Annotated in this window: 21 protein-coding genes and 2 pseudogenes; 19 read left to right on the top strand and 4 right to left on the bottom strand. The window is 60.0% G+C overall.

The window, feature by feature from the left end:
• Positions 1-42 precede the first annotated feature (42 nt).
• Complete coding sequence (phoR, locus tag KBP52_RS19005; protein WP_249122289.1) at positions 43-1,329, bottom strand: phosphate regulon sensor histidine kinase PhoR; 1,287 nt, start codon at positions 1,327-1,329, stop codon at positions 43-45.
• A gap of 138 nt (positions 1,330-1,467) precedes the next feature.
• Complete coding sequence (gene phoB / locus KBP52_RS19010) at positions 1,468-2,157, bottom strand: phosphate regulon transcriptional regulator PhoB (protein ID WP_007896474.1); 690 nt, start codon at positions 2,155-2,157, stop codon at positions 1,468-1,470.
• Positions 2,158-2,308: 151 nt separating this feature from the next.
• Between phoB and KBP52_RS19015 the strand changes: the two genes are divergently transcribed.
• Together KBP52_RS19015 and KBP52_RS30575 are read left to right on the top strand one after the other, a co-directional pair.
• Positions 2,309-2,692 carry a hypothetical protein gene (locus tag KBP52_RS19015; protein WP_212620761.1) on the top strand — a complete coding sequence of 128 codons (384 nt, stop codon included), beginning with the start codon at positions 2,309-2,311 and terminating at the stop codon, positions 2,690-2,692.
• Positions 2,693-2,705: 13 nt separating this feature from the next.
• A pseudogene (locus KBP52_RS30575) lies at positions 2,706-2,798 on the top strand (metal ABC transporter ATP-binding protein); the annotation flags it as partial.
• 5 nt (positions 2,799-2,803) lie between these two features.
• Here the strand turns inward: KBP52_RS30575 and ubiA are convergent.
• Together ubiA and KBP52_RS19025 are read right to left on the bottom strand one after the other, a co-directional pair.
• Positions 2,804-3,694: a 4-hydroxybenzoate octaprenyltransferase gene (gene ubiA, locus KBP52_RS19020; protein ID WP_212620762.1), complete on the bottom strand. Its 891-nt coding sequence runs from the start codon at positions 3,692-3,694 to the stop codon at positions 2,804-2,806.
• Entirely contained in the window at positions 3,694-4,254 is a 561-nt protein-coding gene (locus tag KBP52_RS19025; RefSeq protein WP_212620763.1) for a chorismate lyase, read from the bottom strand. The genes ubiA and KBP52_RS19025 overlap by 1 nt, the downstream gene beginning before the upstream one ends.
• 201 nt (positions 4,255-4,455) lie before the next feature.
• Between KBP52_RS19025 and KBP52_RS19030 the strand changes: the two genes are divergently transcribed.
• The 17 genes and pseudogenes from KBP52_RS19030 to tagH all read left to right on the top strand — a co-directional run bounded on the left by KBP52_RS19030 (position 4,456) and on the right by tagH (position 22,170).
• On the top strand, positions 4,456-4,623 hold the full coding sequence (locus KBP52_RS19030) for a rubredoxin (RefSeq protein ID WP_003437744.1): 168 nt from the start codon (positions 4,456-4,458) through the stop codon (positions 4,621-4,623).
• 20 nt (positions 4,624-4,643) lie between these two features.
• Positions 4,644-5,792 carry an FAD-dependent oxidoreductase gene (locus KBP52_RS19035; RefSeq protein WP_212620764.1) on the top strand — a complete coding sequence of 383 codons (1,149 nt, stop codon included), beginning with the start codon at positions 4,644-4,646 and terminating at the stop codon, positions 5,790-5,792.
• Between the two features lie 190 nt (positions 5,793-5,982).
• Positions 5,983-6,258, top strand: coding sequence for an HU family DNA-binding protein (locus KBP52_RS19040; protein ID WP_003213368.1), 276 nt, complete (start codon positions 5,983-5,985; stop codon positions 6,256-6,258).
• Positions 6,259-6,897: 639 nt separating this feature from the next.
• Positions 6,898-8,460, top strand: coding sequence for a type VI secretion system protein TssA (gene tssA, locus KBP52_RS19045; protein WP_137218270.1), 1,563 nt, complete (start codon positions 6,898-6,900; stop codon positions 8,458-8,460).
• Positions 8,461-8,492: 32 nt separating this feature from the next.
• A complete protein-coding gene (gene tssB, locus KBP52_RS19050) occupies positions 8,493-8,996 on the top strand; it encodes a type VI secretion system contractile sheath small subunit (RefSeq protein ID WP_003229587.1) in 504 nt (167 codons plus the stop codon).
• Between the two features lie 25 nt (positions 8,997-9,021).
• Complete coding sequence (gene tssC, locus KBP52_RS19055) at positions 9,022-10,497, top strand: type VI secretion system contractile sheath large subunit (RefSeq protein ID WP_007920272.1); 1,476 nt, start codon at positions 9,022-9,024, stop codon at positions 10,495-10,497.
• Positions 10,498-10,506: 9 nt separating this feature from the next.
• Complete coding sequence (gene tssE / locus KBP52_RS19060; protein WP_007920274.1) at positions 10,507-10,914, top strand: type VI secretion system baseplate subunit TssE; 408 nt, start codon at positions 10,507-10,509, stop codon at positions 10,912-10,914.
• A gap of 11 nt (positions 10,915-10,925) precedes the next feature.
• A pseudogene (locus KBP52_RS30765) lies at positions 10,926-11,219 on the top strand (PAAR domain-containing protein); the annotation flags it as partial.
• Between the two features lie 1,239 nt (positions 11,220-12,458).
• The gene (locus KBP52_RS19070; RefSeq protein ID WP_249122196.1) at positions 12,459-12,842 is read left to right on the top strand and encodes a hypothetical protein; all 384 of its coding nucleotides are present in this window, start codon (positions 12,459-12,461) and stop codon (positions 12,840-12,842) included.
• Positions 12,843-12,864: 22 nt separating this feature from the next.
• Entirely contained in the window at positions 12,865-13,242 is a 378-nt protein-coding gene (locus KBP52_RS19075; RefSeq protein WP_123593503.1) for a hypothetical protein, read from the top strand.
• 40 nt (positions 13,243-13,282) lie between these two features.
• The gene (locus tag KBP52_RS19080; protein ID WP_077575071.1) at positions 13,283-13,735 is read left to right on the top strand and encodes a hypothetical protein; all 453 of its coding nucleotides are present in this window, start codon (positions 13,283-13,285) and stop codon (positions 13,733-13,735) included.
• 27 nt (positions 13,736-13,762) lie between these two features.
• Positions 13,763-15,550: a type VI secretion system baseplate subunit TssF gene (tssF, locus tag KBP52_RS19085; protein WP_007920286.1), complete on the top strand. Its 1,788-nt coding sequence runs from the start codon at positions 13,763-13,765 to the stop codon at positions 15,548-15,550.
• Positions 15,514-16,521, top strand: coding sequence for a type VI secretion system baseplate subunit TssG (gene tssG, locus KBP52_RS19090; RefSeq protein ID WP_034152087.1), 1,008 nt, complete (start codon positions 15,514-15,516; stop codon positions 16,519-16,521). Before tssF ends, tssG begins: the two co-directional genes overlap by 37 nt.
• Positions 16,522-16,532: 11 nt before the next feature.
• Positions 16,533-19,190, top strand: a complete 2,658-nt coding sequence (gene tssH, locus KBP52_RS19095) for a type VI secretion system ATPase TssH (protein WP_212620766.1) — start codon at positions 16,533-16,535, stop codon at positions 19,188-19,190.
• A gap of 10 nt (positions 19,191-19,200) precedes the next feature.
• Positions 19,201-20,721, top strand: a complete 1,521-nt coding sequence (locus KBP52_RS19100) for a sigma 54-interacting transcriptional regulator (RefSeq protein WP_212620767.1) — start codon at positions 19,201-19,203, stop codon at positions 20,719-20,721.
• Between the two features lie 93 nt (positions 20,722-20,814).
• Positions 20,815-20,955, top strand: coding sequence for a hypothetical protein (locus tag KBP52_RS19105; protein WP_003229566.1), 141 nt, complete (start codon positions 20,815-20,817; stop codon positions 20,953-20,955).
• An 18-nt stretch (positions 20,956-20,973) separates the two neighbouring features.
• Positions 20,974-22,170, top strand: coding sequence for a type VI secretion system-associated FHA domain protein TagH (tagH, locus tag KBP52_RS19110; protein ID WP_034152083.1), 1,197 nt, complete (start codon positions 20,974-20,976; stop codon positions 22,168-22,170).
• Positions 22,171-22,172 lie beyond the last annotated feature (2 nt).

A 22,172-nucleotide genomic window follows, 5' to 3' on the forward strand; every position in this document is an offset into this window, starting at 1 on the left:
CGGCTGACCTGGCGATTGCCTAGTGGCGCGTGCTGGCCGGTATCACTCAGCGGCGCTGATGGCCCGTGCCTGGGCGACCTGAGCCGGGGCGAAATGGCAGGTGAACGTGCTGCCGTGACCGGGCACGCTGCTGATCTCCATGCGTGCGCGGTGGCGCAGCAACACGTGCTTGACGATGGCCAGGCCCAGGCCAGTGCCGCCAGTGTTGGAGTTGCGGCTGGAGTCGACGCGGTAGAAGCGTTCGGTCAGGCGCGGCAAGTGTTTGCTGTCGATGCCGATCCCGGAATCCTGCACGCTCAGGTGCGCGCCCTGATCGTCACCCCACCAGCGAATGCGGATGTTGCCCTCGGCCGGGGTGTACTTCACCGCGTTGAACACCAGATTGGAAAACGCGCTGCGCAACTCCGCTTCGCTGCCCTTGAGCAATAGGCTGGCATCGGCTTCCAGCGTTATGCGCTGGTTTTTCGCGCCGGACAATTGCTGTGCGTCGCTCTTGATCGATTGCAGCAGCGTATCGACCTGCACCGGCTGGTTGTCCGACGGGTAGTCGGTGGCTTCCAGTTTCGCCAGCAGCAACAAATCGTTGAGCAGCGTCTGCATGCGTCCGCCCTGTTGTTGCATTTGCTGCAGGGCACGGCTCCAGCGCGGGTTCACTTCTTCGACGTTGTCGAGCAGGGTTTCCAGATAACCGCAGATCACCGTCAGCGGCGTGCGCAACTCGTGGGAGACGTTGGCTATGAAGTCTTTGCGCATTTGTTCCAGCTGATGAATACGCGTGACGTCGCGCACCAGCATCAAGTGTTCGTTGTTGCCATAGCGGGTCAGGTACAGCTGAATGCGCACGCGATCATTGGTCGGCGAAGGGATTTCCAGCGGCTCGGCATAGCTGTCCTGCTCGAAATATTCCTTGAAGCGCGGATGGCGCACCAGGTTGGTCACTGGTTGGCCACTGTCTTGCGGGGTCTTGAGACCGAGCAGGGTTTCGGCGGCACGGTTCCACCATTCCAGGTTGCCGTCGCTGTCGAGCATGATCACCGCGTCTTTCAGCGCGGCGGTGGATTCCTGCACCCGGTCGATCACCGCTTGCAGGCGCCCGCGCACGCGTTGGTCGCGGCGTTGCAGGTGGTAGATGCTGTCGAACACCTCACCCCACAGGCCATAGCCATCGGGCGGCGCTTCGTCGGGTTGATGCTGGCGCAGCCACTCGTGCAGCCGAAGCAATTGTTTGAGCGTCCAGCCCAGATAAATCCCCAGGCCCGCCGCGAGGCTCCAGCCGTAATAGCCGGTGATCAGGCCGATCACCAGACACGCTGTGACCAGCAACAGCATGTGGCGAATCAGGGTGCCATGCCAGTTTTGATTCACGGAGCGTCCTTAACGCAGCTTCGAGTTTCAAGCCACAAGCTTCAAGTTAAAGCGGATCGGCTTTTACTTGCCGCTTGTAGCTAGAAGCTTGCCGCTGCTTTTTTATGCCTTGGTGGAAAACCGGTAGCCGGTGCCGCGCACGGTTTGTACCAGATTTTCGTAAGCGTCGCCGAGGGCCTTGCGCAGGCGGCGGATGTGCACGTCGACGGTGCGCTCTTCCACATAGACGTTGCCGCCCCAGACCTGATCCAGCAACTGGCCACGGGTGTAGGCGCGTTCCTGGTGGGTCATGAAGAATTGCAGCAGACGGTATTCGGTCGGGCCCATCTCGGCGGGTTTGCCGTCGATGGTCACGCGGTGGCTGATCGGGTCGAGCAGCAAGCCACCGACTTCGATCGGCGCTTCGCCGTCGGTCGGGCCGGCACGACGCAGCACAGCCTTGAGGCGGGCGACCAGTTCGCGCGGGGAAAACGGTTTGGTGATGTAGTCGTCGGCGCCGACTTCCAGACCCTGGATCTTGTTGTCCTCTTCGCCCTTGGCAGTGAGCATGATGATCGGGATGTCTCCGGTCAGCTCATCACGCTTCAGACGACGGGCCAGTTCGATACCGGAGGTGCCCGGCAGCATCCAGTCGAGCAGGATCAGGTCCGGCTTGCGGTCGACGATGATGGCGTGTGCCTGCTGCGAGTTCTCTGCCTCGAGGCAGTCATAGCCGGCCATTTCCAACGCAACGGCGATCATTTCGCGAATGGGCGCTTCGTCGTCGACGATCAGAATGCTCCTGCCAACCATGCCTTAATCCTCTTGTCATTTAACTGTCTTGCGCCGCATTAGATAACGGAATTATTGCAGTCGTGTGACAGTATTTTCGCCCGGCGGCGATTGTGCAAATCCTGAACTAAGCTCTAAGTCCGAATCCTGACAACCACAAAAGAAGGTTTCCATGACTCAAATGACTGTTTCTTTTAAAGCACTGCTGATGGCTGCCGCCCTGACTCTGCCTGGATTTGCCATGGCCGCGGAGCCGGCCATGATGAAAGACGGCATGATGGTCGATCACAAAGGCATGACCGTTTATACGTTCGACAAGGACGCTGGCGGCAAGTCGATGTGCAACGGCGATTGCGCGAAGAACTGGCCGCCGATGATGGCGCCGGCGGGGGCCAAGGCTGAGGGCAAATGGACGGTCATCAAGCGTGATGACGGCATGATGCAGTACGCCTACAACGGCAAACCGCTGTACACCTTCATGAAGGACGAGAAACCTGGAGAAATGAAAGGTGATGGCATGAAGGAAGTGTGGCACGTGGTGCACGAGCACAAGTAAACGCAAATCACCTGTGGGAGCGAGCCTGCTCGCGAAGGCGTCATGTCAGCCGACATCATCGTTGACTGATGCACCGCTATCGCGAGCAGGCTCACTCCTACAGGTATGTGTTTAGCGCAATGCGTAATCCAGCACGATCCCGACGAAAATCGCCAACCCGGCCCAGTGGTTGTGCAAGAACGCCTTGAAACAACGCATGCGGTCACGATCGCGGGTGTACCAGAACTCCCACGCATAGCAGCCAGCAGCCACCAGCAAACCGAGATGGAACCAGATCCCCAACTCGAATTTGGAACCCGCCAGCAACAGACAGCCCAGCGACAACGCCTGCAAACTCAGGATGATCAACCGATCCGCCTCGCCAAACAGAATCGCTGTGGATTTCACGCCAATCTTCAAATCGTCATCGCGATCGGTCATCGCGTAATAGGTGTCGTAACCCACCGTCCACAGCAGATTGGCGATCCACAGCAGCCACGCTGCCGCCGGCAGCTCACCGGTCTCGGCGGTGAACGCCATCGGCATGCCCCACGAGAACGCTGCGCCCAGCACCACTTGCGGGTAATAGGTGTAGCGCTTCATGAACGGATAAGTGAAGGCCAACGCCAGACCACCGAGCGACAGCCAGATGGTCGGCGCATTGGTGCACAGCACCAGCAGAAAACTTACGCCCATCAATAGCGCAAAGAACACCAGCGCTTCTTTCGAGCTTATTCTGCCCGCAGCTAAAGGCCTTTGCGCGGTGCGTTTAACGTGGCCGTCGACCTTGCGATCAGCCCAGTCGTTGATCACGCAACCGCCGGCGCGGGTCAGCACCACGCCGAGGACGAAAATCACCACGTTGGCCAGCGACGGCGAGCCCTTGCCGGCAATCCACAGCGCCCACAGCGTCGGCCACAGCAGCAGGTAAATGCCGATCGGCTTGTCCATCCGGGTCAACTGAATGAAATCCCAAGCACGCGGGTTCAAGCGGTTCAGGGACTTGAGCAGGCTCTGATACATCAGCAGTTCTCCGGATGGGCGCGGGCGGCGCTCCACAGGCTCGGCAGGAAGATTTCCGCGACCAATACGCTCAGCGCGCCCCGATCAAAACGCGAACGACGGCCCCACAGCTCGGGCGCTTTCGCGGCTGGCGGTAGCCATTCCTCAGGGTAGTGGCAAACTTCGAGGGCGCGGCGCTGGAACGCCTGATCGCAAAACAGCAGTTCGCCCAGCGAGCGGCTGCCCAGTTCGTCCATGTGCAAGCCGTCACCCTGCAAAGCGGCGCGCGAAGCGACGCTGCGGGCAAACACCCAAGCCTCGCCATGACCGCGCAAATACACCTCGCGCACCCAGCCTTCGCTGCCCTCGGCCAGATCCAGTGCAGCGCATTCGTCAGCGCGCAGGGTGTCCCAGCCTTCAAACAGTGGCGTGACGCTGAAGCCGTCATTGGACAGCCGGGTCAGTCGGCGGGTGAGGGAGCCTTCGTCGAACAACCAGTCGAGGGTCAACGAATCGGGGAGGGGCGTCAGTCGGCTTTGGGTCAGCCAGAGCGGGGTCGGGCAGGCATTTGAATGTTGCACAATGAGTCATTATTGGCCGCAAATGAGGCGGCGAGCTTACCATGGCGAGCTGCGAGATTGATTGATCCGGGGCACCATTGCGCCGAACAGGCTTGCATCTGCCCGGCTCCATCAGTACAAAACGCCCTGAGCCGGATGGCAGCGCAACACCCATCGACCGTCCGCGCCGGCACCCAGCCTGAACCCTGAGGAAGTACCTGAATGAAAAAGTGGCAATGCATCGTCTGTGGCCTGATCTACAACGAAGCCGACGGTTGGCCGGATGACGGCATTGCGCCGGGCACCCTGTGGCAGGACGTACCGGAAGACTGGCTGTGCCCGGACTGCGGCGTCGGCAAAATGGACTTCGAAATGATCGAAATCAACTAAGCACAATCAAGGAGTAAGGCATGAGCGCACCTGTCGTCATCATTGGCACTGGCCTTGCGGGCTACAACCTGGCCCGGGAATTTCGCAAACTCGACAGCGAAACCCCGCTGCTGCTGATCACGGCTGATGACGGCCGCTCTTACTCCAAACCGATGCTCTCCACCGGTTTCGGCAAGAACAAGGACGCCGATGGCCTGAGCATGGCCGAACCGGGCGCCATGGCCGAGCAGTTGAAAGCCGAGGTGCGCACCCATACGCGCATCAGTGGCATCGACGCCGGCCACAAGCGCCTGTGGATCGGCGAAGAAGCGGTTTATTACCGCGATCTGATCCTCGCCTGGGGCGCAGAAACCGTGCGCGTGCCAATCGAAGGCGATGGCGCGGAGCTGGTCTTCCCGATCAATGATCTCGAAGACTACGCACGCTTCCGCGCCGCTGCGGCTGGCAAGCGCCGGGTGCTGTTGCTCGGCGCCGGCCTGATCGGCTGCGAATTCGCCAATGACCTGATCCTTGGCGGCTACGAGGTGCAACTGGTTGCGCCGTGCGAACAAGTCATGCCGATGTTGCTGCACCCCGCCGCTGCGGCAGCGGTGCAGGCCGGGCTGGAAAGCCTTGGTGCGAAATTCCACCTCGGCCCGGTGCTGACCCGCCTGCAAAAAGTCGCTGACGGCCTCGAAGCGCATCTGTCCGACGGCCAGGTCATCCCGTGCGACGTTGTGGTCTCGGCCATCGGCCTGCGACCGCGTATCGATCTGGCGGCCGCCGCGGGCGTGCAGGTCAATCGCGGCGTTGTAGTAGATCGGCACCTGAAGACTTCCCACGCCAATATCTATGCGCTGGGTGACTGCGCCGAGGTCGACGGGCTGAATCTGCTGTACGTGATGCCCCTCATGAGCTGTGCGCGAGCACTGGCACAAACACTGGCAGGAAACCCTAAGGCGGTCAGCTACGGCCCGATGCCGATCACCGTGAAAACCCCGGTTTGCCCGTTGGTGGTTTCGCCGCCGCCACGCGGTAGCGAAGGCGTTTGGACCGTTGAAGGGCAGGGCGCCGACATCAAGGCGCTGTGCCACGGTGCCGACGGCCAGTTGCTCGGTTACGCGCTGACCGGTGCGGCGGTCATGGAAAAACTGGCCCTGAACAAACAGCTTCCGGCCCTGCTGGCGTAAATACCGGTCGTTCTGTCGGAATCACCCCGCTTTTGCCCCCACAAAGGTTGTAGTGAGACTGGCGCAGGCCTTGTCCGCGTGCCATTCTCACTCCCGTCTGCCGCAGAGTAGAGCCTGCGGCGCCTTGGGCGCTGTTCCAACGAGAGCAGCACGGACATAACAACAAAAAACCGTCAAAGGGGCTTCACTAATGCGTAAACCAGAACTCGCCGCTGCAATCGCTGAAAAAGCAGATCTGACCAAAGAACAGGCCAACCGCGTACTCAACGCCGTCCTCGAAGAAATCACCGGCGCTCTGCACCGCAAGGACAGCGTGACGCTGGTCGGCTTCGGCACCTTCCTGCAACGTCACCGCGGCGCCCGCACCGGCAAAAACCCGCAGACCGGCGAACCGGTTAAAATCAAGGCCAGCAACACCGTTGCGTTCAAGCCAGGCAAATCGTTGAAAGACAGCGTTAATCCTTAATTGCGGCGAACTCCTCGAATAACGGGGAGAACCGCTGAAAAAATGGGCACACCGATTGCGGTCGGGTGCCCATTTTTTATGCCTGCCTATTTGTTATGGCCTGCAGCAATAATAAAGCCACGTAATCAATTGCATTGGTTGGCTATCGATCTGCCTCACACTTAAATCAATAACCTATATATAAAAGCCATCATATTGATGGCACTTTTGCCATTGTTGGTTGTCTCGCTGTGGATTGTTGAAACAACACTGAAATCTTTCGGAATCATCCTACATCCGTTTTTTTCAAAACCCGTCATGCTCCGCGCCATTGTCGTCGGCCCCGGTTTTTGGTGATCGCGGCAGATTGGAACGATCGCTCTAAATCAGGGTTTTCAGGTGTTTCGTGCAGCTGCGTATATATGAAGACGGCATCGGGGATTCCCTGGCTGAATATAGGGAAACCTCCTACAACAAACAAAGAACAGTTCGTCTTGTTGTTTAATCAGATGCTTGCTAGTGGCCATCATAGTGATTACGATGCGCCCACTTGAAAGAGCACATCTCAATTGGATGAGTCGCACCACCGCTCTTCGATACTGTCCCGCGCCGCGGTTACTCCAATAGGCGCCTGACTGTAATCCTTAATAAAGGCCATGGATGTCCTACTCAAGCAAACTTTCCGCCCATTACCTCGAACTCGCTAAAGTCTCTGTTTCCAAAGAGAATTTCGCGGGCGAAGACGTTCGTTTTTCGAGCGAATTCGAGGCGCTGGAAAGCGAGCTGGCCAAAGCCTCGTCGATGCACGAAAGCGGGCAGATCGACTGGCTGAAAATTCGCGAAAACAGCGAAAACCTGCTGCGTACCCAATCCAAGGATTTGCGTGTCGGCGCCTGGCTGACCTGGTCGCTGTACCAGCGCGAATCCTTCCCCGGGCTGCTGGCCGGGCTCGGGTTGCTGCACCATCTGTCGGAAAACAACTGGGCCGACGTTCACCCGCTCAAACCCCGCACCCGAGCCGCCGCCATCGGCTGGCTGGTGCCGCGTCTCGAGCAGGTCATCACCGAAAACATTGCGATCAAAGAGCAGTTGCCGATGTTCCGGCAGCTCTCCGAGCACCTGTCCGGTCTCGAAGCGGCGTGTGCTGAGCATCTGGGCGATGATTCGCCGCTGTTGCTGCCGATTTCCCGTCGCCTGAAAACCATGATCCAGCGCGCGGCCGACAACCAGCCGGCTCCCGGTGTGGTCGGTGCGGCTGTGGCGCAGGTCAAGCAGGCGGCGAGCCAGTTGCTCACCCCCGGCGCACCGATCGACAACGAACGAGACGCCCATAAAGCGCTGCGCGCCCAACAGGAAAGCGCCCGTCCGTTGTGCGCCTGGTGGCTCAAGCAGAAAGCCACCGACCTGCGCGCCCTGCGCCTGAATCGCACGCTGCTGTGGATGACCATCGACGCAGTGCCCGAACGCAACGCCGAGCAGATCACCGTGTTGCGCGGCCTGCCGCTGGAAAAACTCAAGCTCTATCAGGACCGTTACGATCAGGGCAAATACGCCGACTTGCTGGTGGAACTGGAGGCGAGCCTGGCGAAGGCGCCGTTCTGGTTCGATGGCCAGAGGATGGTCTGGGAATGTCTCCAGAACCTCAACGCCGAGTTGGCAATGCGCGAAGTGGAAATCCACTTCGCGCTTTTGGTTCAACGGCTGCCCGGCATTGTCGAGTTGCGTTTCCATGACGGCGCGCCGTTTGCCGATCCGTCCACCCGGGCGTGGATCGCCGCCAACGTCATGCCGCACCTGCAAAGTGCCAGTGCGCCGCGCAAGGTCGAAAGCGAAAACGTCGAAACCCAGCCGGCCTGGGAAAAGGCCCTCGAAGAAGTCCTGCCGCTGCTGCGCAAGGAAGGCCTGAAGCCAGCGGTGCAGACCCTAAAGCAGGGTTTGCAATCCGCTCACGGTGGCCGCGAACGCTTCTTCTGGCAGTTCGCCCTCGCGCGGCTGTGCTTCATGGCCAAGAAATACGAACTGGCCAAGAACCAGTTGGAAACCCTCGATCAGACATTACAGGACTCAGGCCTGCACGCCTGGGAGCCCGATCTTGCATTGGAAGTGCTGCATCTACTGCACAGTTGCTGCGAGTTGTTGCCGCAGAACCATGCCGTACGTGAACGCAAGGAAGAGATTTATCGCAGGCTGTGCCACCTCGATCTCGAAGTGGTACTCGAATAGGCCCCAGGGCCACAACCGCAAGGAGAAAAGCCATGGCCAAAGAAGGCTCGGTAGCCCCCAAGGAACGCATCAACGTCACCTTCAAACCCGCCACCGGCGGTGCTCAGGAAGAGATTGAACTGCCGCTGAAGCTGCTGGCAATCGGTGACTACACCCACCGCAAGGACGATCGCAAAATCGAAGATCGCAAGCCGATCAGCATCGACAAGATGACCTTCGACGAAGTGTTGGCCAAGCAAGAACTGGGTCTGACGCTGAGCGTGCCGAACCGTCTGCAGGAAGATGGCGAGGCCGACGAGCTGGCTGTGCAACTGCGCGTCAATTCGATGAAGGACTTCAACCCGGCCAGCCTGGTCGAGCAAGTGCCTGAGCTGAAAAAACTGATGGAACTGCGCGATGCGCTGGTGGCCCTCAAAGGCCCGCTGGGTAACGCACCTGCGTTCCGTAAAGCGATCGAAGGCGTGCTCGCCGACGACGAATCCCGCGGTCGCGTACTCGGTGAGCTGGGCCTGAACGCCGCAGCCCCGGACGCCTGAGACTCCAGCCAAGGAAGCCAACACAATGAGCACTAGCGCAGCACAAGAGAAGAGCGCCGGCAACGGCGAGTACAGCATTCTCGACAGCATCATCGCCGAAACCCGTCTGACTCCGGACGACGAAGCCTACGACATCGCCAAGCGCGGTGTGTCGGCGTTCATCGAAGAACTGCTCAAACCGCAGAACAACGGTGAGCCGGTCAAAAAGGCCATGGTTGACCGCATGATCGCCGAGATCGATGCCAAGCTCAGCCGTCAGATGGACGAAATCCTGCACCACCCGGACTTCCAGGCTCTGGAATCGTCGTGGCGTGGTCTGCAGTTGCTGGTCGACCGCACCAACTTCCGCGAAAACATCAAGATCGAAATCCTCAACGTCTCGAAAGAAGACCTGCTGGACGATTTCGAAGATTCGCCGGAAGTCATGCAGTCGGGCCTGTACAAGCACATCTACACCGCTGAATACGGCCAGTTCGGTGGTCAGCCTGTGGGCGCGATCATCGCTAACTACTACATGTCGCCAAGCTCGCCAGACGTCAAGCTGATGCAGTACGTGGCCAGCGTTTCGTGCATGTCGCACGCACCGTTCATCGCTGCTGCCGGCCCGAAATTCTTCGGCCTGGAAAGCTTCACCGGCCTGCCGGATCTGAAAGATCTGAAAGACCACTTCGAAGGCCCGCAATTCGCCAAATGGCAGAGCTTCCGTACCTCGGAAGACTCCCGCTACGTTGGTCTGACCGTGCCGCGTTTCCTGCTGCGTAACCCGTACGATCCGGAAGAAAACCCGGTCAAATCGTTCGTGTACAAGGAAACCGTTGCCAACAGCCACGAGCACTACCTGTGGGGCAACACTGCTTACGCGTTCGGCACCAAGCTGACCGACAGCTTCGCCAAATTCCGCTGGTGCCCGAACATCATCGGCCCGCAGAGCGGTGGCGCGGTTGAAGACCTGCCGTTGCACCATTTCGAAAGCATGGGCGAAATCGAAACCAAGATTCCTACTGAAGTTCTGGTTTCCGACCGTCGTGAATACGAACTGGCCGAGGAAGGCTTCATTTCCCTGACCATGCGTAAAGGCTCCGACAACGCGGCGTTCTTCTCCGCGAGTTCGGTGCAGAAGCCGAAGTTCTTCGGCATCAGCGCAGAAGGCAAGGCCGCAGAGCTGAACTACAAGCTCGGCACCCAACTGCCGTACATGATGATCGTCAACCGCCTGGCTCACTACTTGAAAGTGCTGCAGCGCGAGCAACTCGGTTCGTGGAAAGAGCGTACCGACCTCGAGCTGGAACTGAACAAGTGGATCCGTCAGTACGTTGCCGACCAGGAAAACCCGAGCGCCGAAGTGCGTGGCCGTCGTCCGCTGCGCGCTGCGCAAGTGATCGTCAGCGACGTTGAAGGCGAGCCGGGCTGGTACCGCGTGAGCTTGAACGTGCGTCCGCACTTCAAGTACATGGGTGCCGATTTCACCCTGTCGCTGGTTGGCAAGCTGGACAAAGAGTAAGAGCGACTCATGGACGGATACGGCAGCCTGTTCGAACGCCTCAACGGCGACGCGCAACTACGCAAGGGCAACAGCCTTGAGGCTTGTGCCATGGCGTCAGTGGCTGCCCATCTGGCCAAAATGCTCAGCACCCGGGCCGGCAGCGTGCAAACGCTGGCCGACTACGGGTTGCCCGATCTCAATGACATGCGTCTGAGCCTGCACGACTCTCTGAGTCAGGCCCGTCTGGCCATCGAAAACTTCATCGAAGCCTACGAGCCGCGCCTGAGCAACGTGCGTGTCATTTCCCTGCCGCGTGACCACGATCAACTGCGCCTGGCCTTCAGCATCGAAGGCCTGCTGGAAGTTGAAGGGTTCAAGCGTCAGGTCAGTTTTTCCGCGCGCCTGGATGGCAGCGGACAAGTGAAGGTCACCTAAGGAGATCCCCGATGTCTGGCAAACCCGCAGCACGCGTATCCGACCCCACCGCTTGCCCACTTCCAGGCCACGGTACCAACCCGATCGCCGCCGGTTCCGGCGACGTATTCTTCGACGGCCTCGCGGCCGCCCGCCAAGGCGATGCCTCGGCGTGTGGTGGTGCGATGGTCGGCGATCTGGCGACCACGGTTTTGATCAATGGCAAACCGGCCGCCACGGTTGGCTCTGTTGGCTCTCACGGCAACAAGGTTACGGCAGGTTCCGGGACGGTGATCATCGGGAATTCGCATTCGCCAGCACCCTTTTCGGGGCTTGCCGCTATAGCGGTTGTCGCGGCGCTGGATTACCGACTGGGTTTGAAGTCCGGTGGCAACTCGGTACTGACGCCGCTGGAAATTCCAGACTTCGACGAACTGAAATCAGGAACATCGAAAAACCGTGAGTTGGTCGATTTCGTTGTCGAGAACCGCATGGACGCAGCTGACAGTGTGAAGCTGGAAGTGCTGGACGGCGAGAAGCTGGTATACGCCGAAGCCAATACCGCGCCGTTCCTGCCACCAGGCAAGTATCCATGGCAATGGGACGGCTACGACACGGCCGGCATCCTCGATACCAAAGTCCTGAAAAGCCCGAACCTGAAAGTGCGCCTCACCGCGACCGGGGCGGGTCAGCAGCAAGTGACTGAAGTGAAGCTTGATTGCTCGGCTAAAAAGGTGAAATGGGTCGATGTGCGTGTTGACCGCAACGCCAAGACCGTTGAAGTGACGTTGCGCCCGAGCTTTTCGGATGGCGGCAGCAGTGGTTCCACCCCCGGACTGGTACCCACGCCTTTCAGCACGTTGCTTGGCTGGGCCAAGGAAGGTATCGAGTTGTACTGGTCGCGTAATGGCTCACGCGGCGGCGGTATCGCCGAGGGCATCACGACCAGCAAAGGCCTTTACAAAGTCACGGTCAAAACCGAGATCAACGTCGAGCCCAAAGCCGGGAATTTCCCGTTGATTGACTCCTTGTCGAAGGACTTCGGTCGTTCCACCAGTCTGGCGATCGCCAGAAAGGTTTATCACAACGCCGGCTATGCCTATGAAAGCTACGTTGTTCAACGACGTCGAACTCCAGAGTTCGCCAAAGAAATTGCCAGAGAAGAGTTCAAAGAAACGTCGGCTCATGAGTTTGGTCATTTGATTCTCAATGAGTACGGCGGGGGAATCATCCCCGGTTACTCCTGGACTCACAAAGAAACATCGACATTGATGCAAAACCCTAAGGACAACCACCCGACGCCGAACGTCGGCGAGGTGGATGTCATGCATTACTTCAGCAGTTACACGCAGTCCTCCGCTGATCTGCAAAAGAGAGTGGCGGCGTCTGAACAGGACGTCAAAAGCCTGCTTTGGCTGGCAAGGGTCGAGTTCGATGACTAGGTTGACCGGTCTCATCTTGCCGTTCGTTTCCCTTTATGGCTGTGCTGCTCAGCAGGTGTACCAGCGCGAGTGGACAATCAGCGAGGCATCGGTTTGTCCATGAAACTGCCAAGAACGATTTTGATGATGAGATGGGTAAGCTTCTTCGCGTGCTTCGTTTCGCTGACCGCATGCGCTGCGCAGCAGGTCTATCGCAATGATGTTTACCTGTTGAACACTTGTGGAGTACCACTGGAACTGGCGCTGGCGAATGACTCCAACTATGACGATCAGCCACGCAGTTTCACGTTAAACCCGAACCAGCGCAGTTCCATCGGCAACTACCAGTCATTCGGTGAAGACGTATCGGGTCAGATCAGCGACCAGTACAGCCTGTCGATCAAAAGCCAGAACGCGACTAAGTCCATCGACGCGCAGACCTTGCGAAATGCAGTAGCGAGCATCAAAAAAACTGAAGACAAAGCTGTCCGTTCGTGGACGGTCGATACCGGGGCTTTCTGCCCATGAAGCATTTGTTCGGGTTGGCTTGATGAAACTCAGAGCCTGGCAATGTCTCATCGCTTTTCTCAGCTCGGTCGGTTTGCTGGCGATTCTGGTCGGCTTGACGCTGCTGCTGCGGATGGAAAGCTCGACCGAACCAAAGCTGTTCGCTCATCCCCACGCGTTGTGGATTGGCGCCGAGGATGGGGGGGTATTCGTCGAGATTACTAAGCACGAAGCGCCGGACTATTACGTGGAAATTCGTCACGAAAATGGTGGGATGTGGACTGAAGGCTGGGTTCGATATGGCACCAGGGACAGCCATCCACTCAGCGCTGCGGCAATAGGTGGCTACGGTGGTGAAGAGCTCTATGTCTATACGGGTGTCGCGATCACGGCGCAAAAACAGGGAGTTGCGCAGCGATGAATAAATACGTGCCAGCGACCCCGGGGCAGGAGACGGACGCATGACCGACTCATCAAGCGAGATGCTCATGCTCAGTCGTGCGCAACTCAGCTTCTTCATGGCGGCCCTGTGGTGGCCATTGCTGGCGGTGTTGGCGATCAGTTCCTATGACCTGTGGAATGGCGAGTATTCAACACCCGAGTCGTCCGGGATTTATTGGCAGTACCTGTTGTGGTGGGGAATTCCCGGGCTTTTGGGTTTTTCGCTATGGATGTCCCGATCGGCGCAGAGCCGCAACGAGCAGCAGGCGCTGCGGATGGTTTGGTGGGCGCCGGTGAAGTTCATCCCGTTCTACGCCGTGCCATGGATGCTGTATGGCTTGCTCAGTCTGGTCGTCGGCCAGCTCAGTGATGCCTACATGGCGTACGGCTGGATCTCGATTGTGCCGTTTCTCCTGATTGGCGGTTACGTCTGTGCCGGCGTGACGGTCGCGGTCTACAGGATATTTTTTTGATGCGTTTCACTACCAGGCAGGTAACCCGTGTCGTTTAACCACTACTACCAAAGCGAACTCACCGCACTGCGCCAACTCGGTCGCCGTTTCGCCGAGCGTAGTCCGGCGCTGGCACCGTATCTGGGCCAGGCCGGGCGGGATCCGGACGTGGAGCGGTTGCTCGAGGGCTTTGCGTTTCTCACCGGGCGGCTGCGCCAGAAGCTCGATGACGAGTTGCCGGAGCTCAGCCATTCGCTGATGCAACTGCTGTGGCCGAACTACATGCGCCCGCTGCCGGCGTTCAGCATTTTGCAGTTCGATCCGCTCAAGCGTTCCGGGCCGGCGTTGCGTGTCGAGCGCGATACGCCGATCGAAAGCAAGCCGATCGAAGACGTGCGTTGCCGCTTCCGCACCTGCTACCCGACCGACGTGTTGCCGCTGGATCTGGCTGCGCTGAATTACTCGGTGAAGGGCGACGGCTCGCTGCTCAGCCTGCGTCTGGAAATGAGCGCTGACGGTCACCTCGGTGAGCTGGAACTGAGCAAACTGCGCCTGCACTTTGCCGGTGAGCGCTACATCAGCCAGATGCTCTACCTGAGCCTGCTGCGCAACCTTGAAGGCATCGAACTGATCCCGCTCGACGGCGCCGGCAAGCCCATCGATGGCGTCAGCGGCAAGCCGATGGCCTTCAAGATCCCGGGTGATCGGGTCAAACCGGTGGGCTTTGCCGAAGAAGAAGCGTTGATCCCGTATCCGCTGAACACCTTCCGTGGCTATCGCTACCTGCAGGAATACTTCGCCTTCCAGGACAAGTTCCTGTTCGTCGACGTCAACGGTCTGGACATCATCAACGCGCTGCCGGAAGACACCCTCAAGCAGATGCGTGGTCTGGAATTGCGCTTCGATATTCGCAAGAGCGGCATCATGCGCATGCGTCCGACCCTGGATAACGTCAAGCTGTTCTGCACGCCGATTGCCAACCTGTTTGCGCACGACGCACTGCCGATTCGCCTTGACGGCAAGCAGGACGAATACCTGCTGCTGCCAGCGGAATACGATCTGGAAAACTGCGGTGTGTTTTCGGTGGAAACCGTGACCGGCTGGAAGCCCGGTGGCCTCGGTTATCAGGAATACGTGCCGTTCGAATCCTTCGAGCACGACCCGAGTTTCGACGTACCCAATAGCCGTCCGCATTACAGCATTCGCCAGCGTTCGTCCTTGCTGCACGACGGCCTCGACACCTACCTGAGCTTCGGCATCCGTCACACCGAAGCCCACGAAACCCTGTCGATCGAGCTGATCTGCACCAACCAGAATCTGCCGCGCAAGCTCAAGCTCGGCGACATCTGCATGGCCTGCGAAGAGACGCCGGAGTTTTTGAGTTTCCGCAACATCACCCCGGCCACGTCGAGCTTCGCGCCACCGCTGAACCGTGACTTCCTGTGGAAGCTGATCAGCAACATGTCGCTTAACTATCTGTCGCTGGCCGACGTCAATGCGTTGAAGGTGATTCTCGAAACCTACGACCTGCCGCGCTACTACGACCAGCACGCGGAGAAGGTCAGCAAACGCCTGCTCGGCGGCCTCAAGCACATCAAGCATCACCACGTCGACCGCTTGCACCGTGGGTTGCCGGTGCGCGGTTTGCGCACCGAACTGACCATCGACCCGGAAGGGTACATCGGCGAAGGCGACCTGTTCGTTTTCGCTTCGGTTCTTAACGAGTTTTTCGCGCTCTACGCCAGTCTCAATTCATTCCATGAGCTGCGCGTAAAAAGCACACAGGGAGAGGTGTACCAATGGACACCACGTATGGGCCTGCAGCCCCTGCTTTAAGCGGGCTGACCAAGGTAATACGCGAGTACTCGCTGTTTCAGGCCGTGCTGCTGGTGATCGACCGGCTGCGCGAGGCACACCCGTACCTGAGCGAAGACGATCTGTACGACCACGTGGAGTTCCAGGCCAACCCGAGCCTCGGTTTTCCGCGCAGCGACGTCGATCGCGTCGAGTTTTTCGAAGAACACGGGCAGATGCGCGCGCGCATGCGTTTCAACCTGATCGGCCTGGTCGGCTCGGGTTCGCCGCTGCCGGCGTTCTACGGCGAACAAGCCTTGGGCGATAGCGAAGACGGCAACCCGACGCGCAACTTCCTCGACCTGTTCCACCATCGCCTGCAACGGCTGATGCTGCCGATCTGGCGCAAATATCGCTATCGCGCAAGCTTCCAGAGTGGCGCGATTGACCCGTTCTCATCGCAGCTGTTCGCCCTGATCGGCTTGGGCGGCGAAGAGATCCGCAAGGCCAAGGAACTCAACTGGAAACGTCTGCTGCCGTACCTCGGCCTGCTCAGCTTGCGGGCGCACTCGGCGGCGCTGATCGAAGCCGTGCTGCGTTACTACTTCAAGCACGAAGACCTGGTCATCGAGCAGTGCATCGAGCGCCGCGTAGAAATTCTCGAAGAGCAGCGCAATCGTTTGGGCCGTGCCAACAGCCTGCTCGGCGAAGACCTGGTGCTCGGCGAACACGTGCGCGACCGCAGCGGCAAATTCCGCATTCACATCACCGAACTCGACTGGCAGCGATTCCATGAATTCCTGCCGATCGGTTTCGGTTACCAGCCGCTCTGCGCGCTGGTGCGGTTCACCTTGCGTGACCCGCTCGATTACGACATCCGCCTGGTCTTGCGCCAGGAAGAAATCCGCGAACTGCGCATCGGTGAGCAGAACGCCTGTCGCCTTGGTTGGACCAGTTGGCTGGGCCGCGAAAAAGCGGACGGCGTGGTGACCCTGGGCAGCAAAATTCATTAAGGACGTGAGCCATGATCAACGTAGACCTGCAACAACTCATCCAGGCGCTGGACGCCGAAACCCGTCGTGATCTGGAACGTTCGGCCGAGCGTTGCGTGGCCCGTGGCGGCAGCAAGATCCTCGTCGAAGATTTGATGCTCGGCCTGCTCGAGCGCCCGAACGGCCTGCTCGCACGCGCGTTGCAAGATGCCGATGTCGACGCCGGTGAACTCAGCGCCGCGCTGCAATCGCGGGTTGAACACAGCGCTTCGCGCAACCCGGTGTTCGCCCCGGAACTGGTGCAGTGGCTGCAAGATGCGCTGCTGGTGGCTAACCTCGAACTGGGCCAGACCCAAGTTGAAGATGCGGCGCTGATTCTCGCCCTGCTGCGCAACCCGATGCGCTACGCCGGCAGCCGTTATCAGCCGCTGCTCGCCAAGCTGAACATCGATCGCCTGAAGGAATTTGCTCTGTCGCAAAAAGAGCAACCGGCGGCCAATGGTAAACCGGCGGCGCAGGGCGAATCGCTGTTGCAGCGCTTCACCCACAACCTGACCCAACAGGCCCGTGACGGCAAACTCGACCCGGTGCTGTGCCGTGACGGCGCGATTCGCCAGATGGTCGACATCCTCGCCCGTCGTCGCAAGAACAACCCGATCGTCGTCGGTGAGGCCGGTGTCGGCAAGACCGCCATCGTCGAAGGCCTGGCTTCGCGCATTGCTGCCGGTGAAGTACCGCAAGTGCTCAAAGGCGTTGAACTGCTGTCGCTGGACATGGGGCTTTTGCAGGCCGGCGCCAGCGTCAAAGGTGAATTCGAACGTCGTCTCAAAGGCGTGATCGACGAAGTCAAAGCCTCGCCGAAACCGATCATTCTGTTCATCGACGAAGCCCACACCCTGATCGGCGCGGGCGGCAACGCGGGCGGTTCCGACGCGGCCAACCTGCTGAAGCCGGCGCTGGCCCGTGGCGAACTGCGCACCATCGCCGCAACCACCTGGGCCGAGTACAAGAAATACTTCGAGAAAGACCCGGCGCTGGCCCGTCGTTTCCAACCGGTGCAACTGCACGAACCGACCGTCAGTGAAGCGGTGACCATCCTCCGTGGTCTGGCCCAGGTTTACGAGAAGAGCCACGGCATCTATCTGCGTGATGACGCGGTGGTCTCGGCGGCGGAATTGTCCGCACGTTATCTGGCCGGTCGGCAACTGCCGGACAAAGCCGTCGATGTGCTCGACACCGCTTGCGCCCGCGTACGCATCAGCCTCGCCGCCGCCCCGGAAAGTCTTGAGCGCCTGCGTGGCGAACTGGCTGAAGGTGGCCGCCAGCGTCAGGCCCTGCGCCGCGATGCCGAAGCCGGTCTGCTGATCGACCACGAAGCGCTGGATGCTCTGGAAGCTCGTCTCGACGAAGCCGAAGACGAAATGGTCGCGCTGGAAACCCTGTGGACTGAACAGAAGCAACTGGCCGAGCGCCTGTTGGAATTGCGTCAGCAACTGGCCAAGGCCCGCGAAGCTGCAGCGGTCGAACCCGTGGTCACCGTTGAAGAAGACGCCGAAGGCACCGTGATCGAAACCGTTGCCGCCGAAGTCGAAGAAGGCCAAAGCGTCGAGGCGCTGGAAGCCCAACTCAACGAAACCCACAGCGCCCTGACTGCCGCTCAAGTCAAAGAGCGTCTGGTCAGCTTCGAAGTGTGCCCGCGTCTGGTCGCCGAAGTGATCAGCGCCTGGACCGGTGTGCCGCTGGCGCAACTGGCCCGCGAGCACAACGCCAAAGTCGCCAGTTTCGCCACCGACTTGCGCACGCGGATCCGTGGTCAGGAACAAGCCGTGCACGCACTGGATCGCTCGATGCGCGCCACCGCTGCCGGCCTGAACAAGCCTGACGCACCGGTCGGCGTGTTCCTGCTGGTCGGCCCGAGCGGTGTTGGTAAAACCGAAACCGCGCTGGCCCTGGCTGACTTGCTGTACGGCGGTGATCGTTTCATCACCACCATCAACATGTCCGAATTCCAAGAGAAGCACACCGTTTCCCGCCTGATCGGCGCGCCACCGGGCTACGTCGGTTACGGCGAGGGCGGCATGCTCACCGAAGCCGTGCGGCAGAAACCGTACTCGGTGGTGTTGCTCGATGAAGTCGAAAAGGCTGACCCGGACGTGCTCAACCTGTTCTACCAAATCTTCGACAAAGGCGTGGCCAACGACGGCGAGGGTCGCGAGATCGACTTCCGCAACACGTTGATCCTGATGACCTCGAACCTCGGCAGCGACAAGATCAGCGACCTTTGCGAGAACGGCGCACGCCCGACCGCCGAAGTCCTCGAAGAAACCATCCGCCCGGTACTCAGCAAACACTTCAAACCGGCGCTGCTGGCGCGGATGAAAGTGGTGCCGTACTACCCGGTCGGCGGCCCGGTATTGCGCGAGCTGATCGAGATCAAACTCGGTCGTCTCGGCGAGCGCCTGAATCGCCGTCAGCTGGATTTCAGCTGGTGCCAGAACCTCGTCGATCACCTGTCCGAGCGCTGCACGCAAAGCGACAGCGGCGCGCGCCTGATCGATCATCTGCTCGATCAGCACGTGCTGCCGTTGGTGGCGGATCGTTTGCTCGACGCCATGGCCACCGGCGAAAGCCTCAAGCGTGTGCATGCCACGCTCGACGGCGAGTCCAGCGTGACGTGCGAGTTCGCCTGAGGTGGGTGTGATGTTCACTCAGGTGCCGCAGCCATTGGTCTATGCCGAAGCGTTGCTGGCGCAGTTCGCCAGTCTGTCGCGGGCGGCGGACGGTGCTGCGTTGCTGGGTGACTTCGTGCGCGGTCTGGCCGAGCTGAGCGGTTGCGAATTGACACAGCTGTATCTGCTCGACGCCACCCACACGTGCCTGGGGATGAACGCCGAATGCCTCGACGGCGCCCTGCAACCGCGTGAAGCGGCGAGCCTGCCGGCGGATTACAACGGTGAACAACTGCTGCAATTTGCCCTGTGCCAGAACCGCGTGGTGTGCCTCGACGACTTGAGCGGCAGCCTGCACGAAACCAGTTTTCTGCCAGCGGCGACCTCGCCGTGGCAGTCGCTGTTGTGCGTGCCACTGGTCAATCAGCACAAAGCTGTTGAAGGTCTGCTGCTGTGCGCCAGCCGCCGACGTACCCGCCTGCAAGGCTTCGCCGATTCCCTCGGCCAGCTCGGCTCGTTCGTGCTTGGCCAATTGCATTTGCTGCAACGCCTGCGTCAGCCGCTGGCGGAATCGGCAACAGTGGCACGCAGCGTGCCGAGCATCAGTGGCTACGGCTTGATCGGTAAAAGCGCGGCGATGCGCCAGACCCATTCGCTGATCAGCAAAGTCCTGCACAGTCCGTACACCGTGTTGTTGCGCGGTGAAACCGGCACCGGCAAGGAAGTCGTGGCGCGGGCGATTCACGATTGCGGCCCGCGCCGTTCCCAGGCGTTCATCGTGCAGAACTGCGCGGCGGTCCCGGAAAACCTGCTGGAAAGCGAACTGTTCGGCTATCGCAAAGGTGCGTTCACCGGCGCCGACCGTGATCGTGCCGGCCTGTTCGATGCGGCCAATGGCGGCACGTTGTTGCTCGACGAAATCGGCGACATGCCGCTGTCGTTGCAGGCGAAGATTCTGCGCGTGTTGCAGGAAGGCGAGATTCGTCCGCTGGGTTCCAACGACACGCACAAAATCGACGTACGCATCATCGCCGCGACCCACCGCGATCTGTCGACGCTGGTCAGCGAGGGCAAATTCCGCGAGGACTTGTACTACCGCCTCGCGCAATTCCCGATCGAGCTGCCGGCGCTGCGTCAGCGCGAAGGCGACATCCTCGAACTGGCCCAGCACTTCGCCGAGAAGACCTGCACGTATTTGCAACGCGATCCGGTGCGCTGGTCGAGTGCGGCGCTGGAACACCTGTCTGGCTACAACTTCCCCGGCAACGTGCGTGAACTCAAGGCACTCGTTGAGCGCGCGGTGCTGTTGTGCGAGGGCGGTGAGTTGCTCGCCGAGCATTTCTCTCTGCGCATGGAGCCGATGCCGGAAGACAACAGCCACCTGAATTTGCGCGAACGTCTGGAGCAGGTCGAACGCACTTTGTTGCTCGATTGCCTGCGCAAAAACGACGGCAACCAGACCCTCGCCGCCCGCGAACTGGGTCTGCCGCGACGCACGCTGCTATATCGGCTCGGCCGTCTGAACATCAATCTGGGAGATTTCGATGGGTAGGCAAAACGTCATCGAAATCCTCGCAAAAACCAATTTCAGCGCCGCCCGCAAGGGTCGGCGCTTTGTGCTTTGTCTACCCCTGGAGACCCTCTGATGTCTGTTCGTCACTGGCACGCTGTCCTGCTGACCCTCGTCGTTCTATGCGGCCTTGGCGGCTGTAGCGGCAACTACAAATTCAACGACAACGACTATCGCCCGTTGGGTGATCCGCAAGCGGTCAATCGCGGCAAGTGACCGCAAGGAGCATCAAACATGGAATTGGTTTTCGAAATGCTGAACACCAAGCAGTTCGTGCCCACCGAGTTGTGCCAGAAGACCTTTAAACAGGCCGGCGGCGTGATCGGGCGGGGCGAGGACTGCGACTGGATCATCCCTGACCGCAAGCGTCATCTGTCCAATCACCACGCGATTGTCAGTTACCGCGAGGGCACGTTCTTCCTCACCGACACCAGCAGCAACGGTGTCCAGGACGGCGAGAGCGGCGCACGCCTGCACAAGGGCGAACCGGTGCGCATCGAACACGGCAGCACCTACGTGCTGGGTGACTTCGAGATTCGCGCGCGCCTGGTGCGTGACCCGGCGACCTTCGACGGTGAAGTCGGCCGTCCACGCGCTGCCGGCAGCATCATCCCGGACGACGCGTTCCTCGATCTCGACCCGCTCAATGCCCTTGAACAGCAAGAGCGTGTTTACTCGGAAATCGACGAACTGCTGGCGCCGAACACCAAACCTGAAGACTCCCGTCAGCGTGCCGACTACGCGCGCATCGACATGGAAAGCCTGATGGTGCCGGAGCTGATTGCAGCCCCCGTCGAACCTGAGCCCGCTCCGGCACCGAAAGCCGTTGAGCGTCAAAGCGAAGGTTTCTGGGATCATTTCGGTGCTGCGCTGGGCGTCGACGTCAAAGGCCTCAGCCACGACGAACGCGAAGCCCTGGCGCTGAACGCGGCGCGCTTGCTGCGCCAAAGCATCGGCGGTTTGCAGCAGAGCCTGCGCACCCGTTCGGAGCTGAAAAACGAACTGCGTCTGGCCCAGACCACCGTGCAAGGCACCAACAAGAACCCGCTGAAATTCGCCGTCGATCCGAGCGAAGCACTGCAGATTCTGTTGCAGCCAAGCAAGCCTGGCCATCTGCCAGCCGAGCAAGCCATCTCCCGTGCGTTCCGCGATCTGCAGGCGCATCAAGTCGCACTGCTGACCGCCAGCCGCGCCGCCGTACGCGGCACGCTGGAGCACTTCTCGCCGGAACAACTGACCCTGCGTTTCGAGCGTGACAACAAGCCGTTGATCGCGACCTCGGGCGGACGCTGGAGAGCGTTCGGCCGTTATCACCAGGCGCTGCGTCAGGACGATGACTGGAGCGAGCGTCTGCTGGCCCGCGACTTTGCCCAGGCTTACGAAGAACAGATCCGCCTGATCTCCACCCTCCACACCGACCACCAAGGATGATG

This window comes from Pseudomonas sp. SCA2728.1_7 (assembly GCF_018138145.1).
In the GTDB taxonomy this organism is placed as follows: domain Bacteria; phylum Pseudomonadota; class Gammaproteobacteria; order Pseudomonadales; family Pseudomonadaceae; genus Aquipseudomonas; species Aquipseudomonas koreensis_A.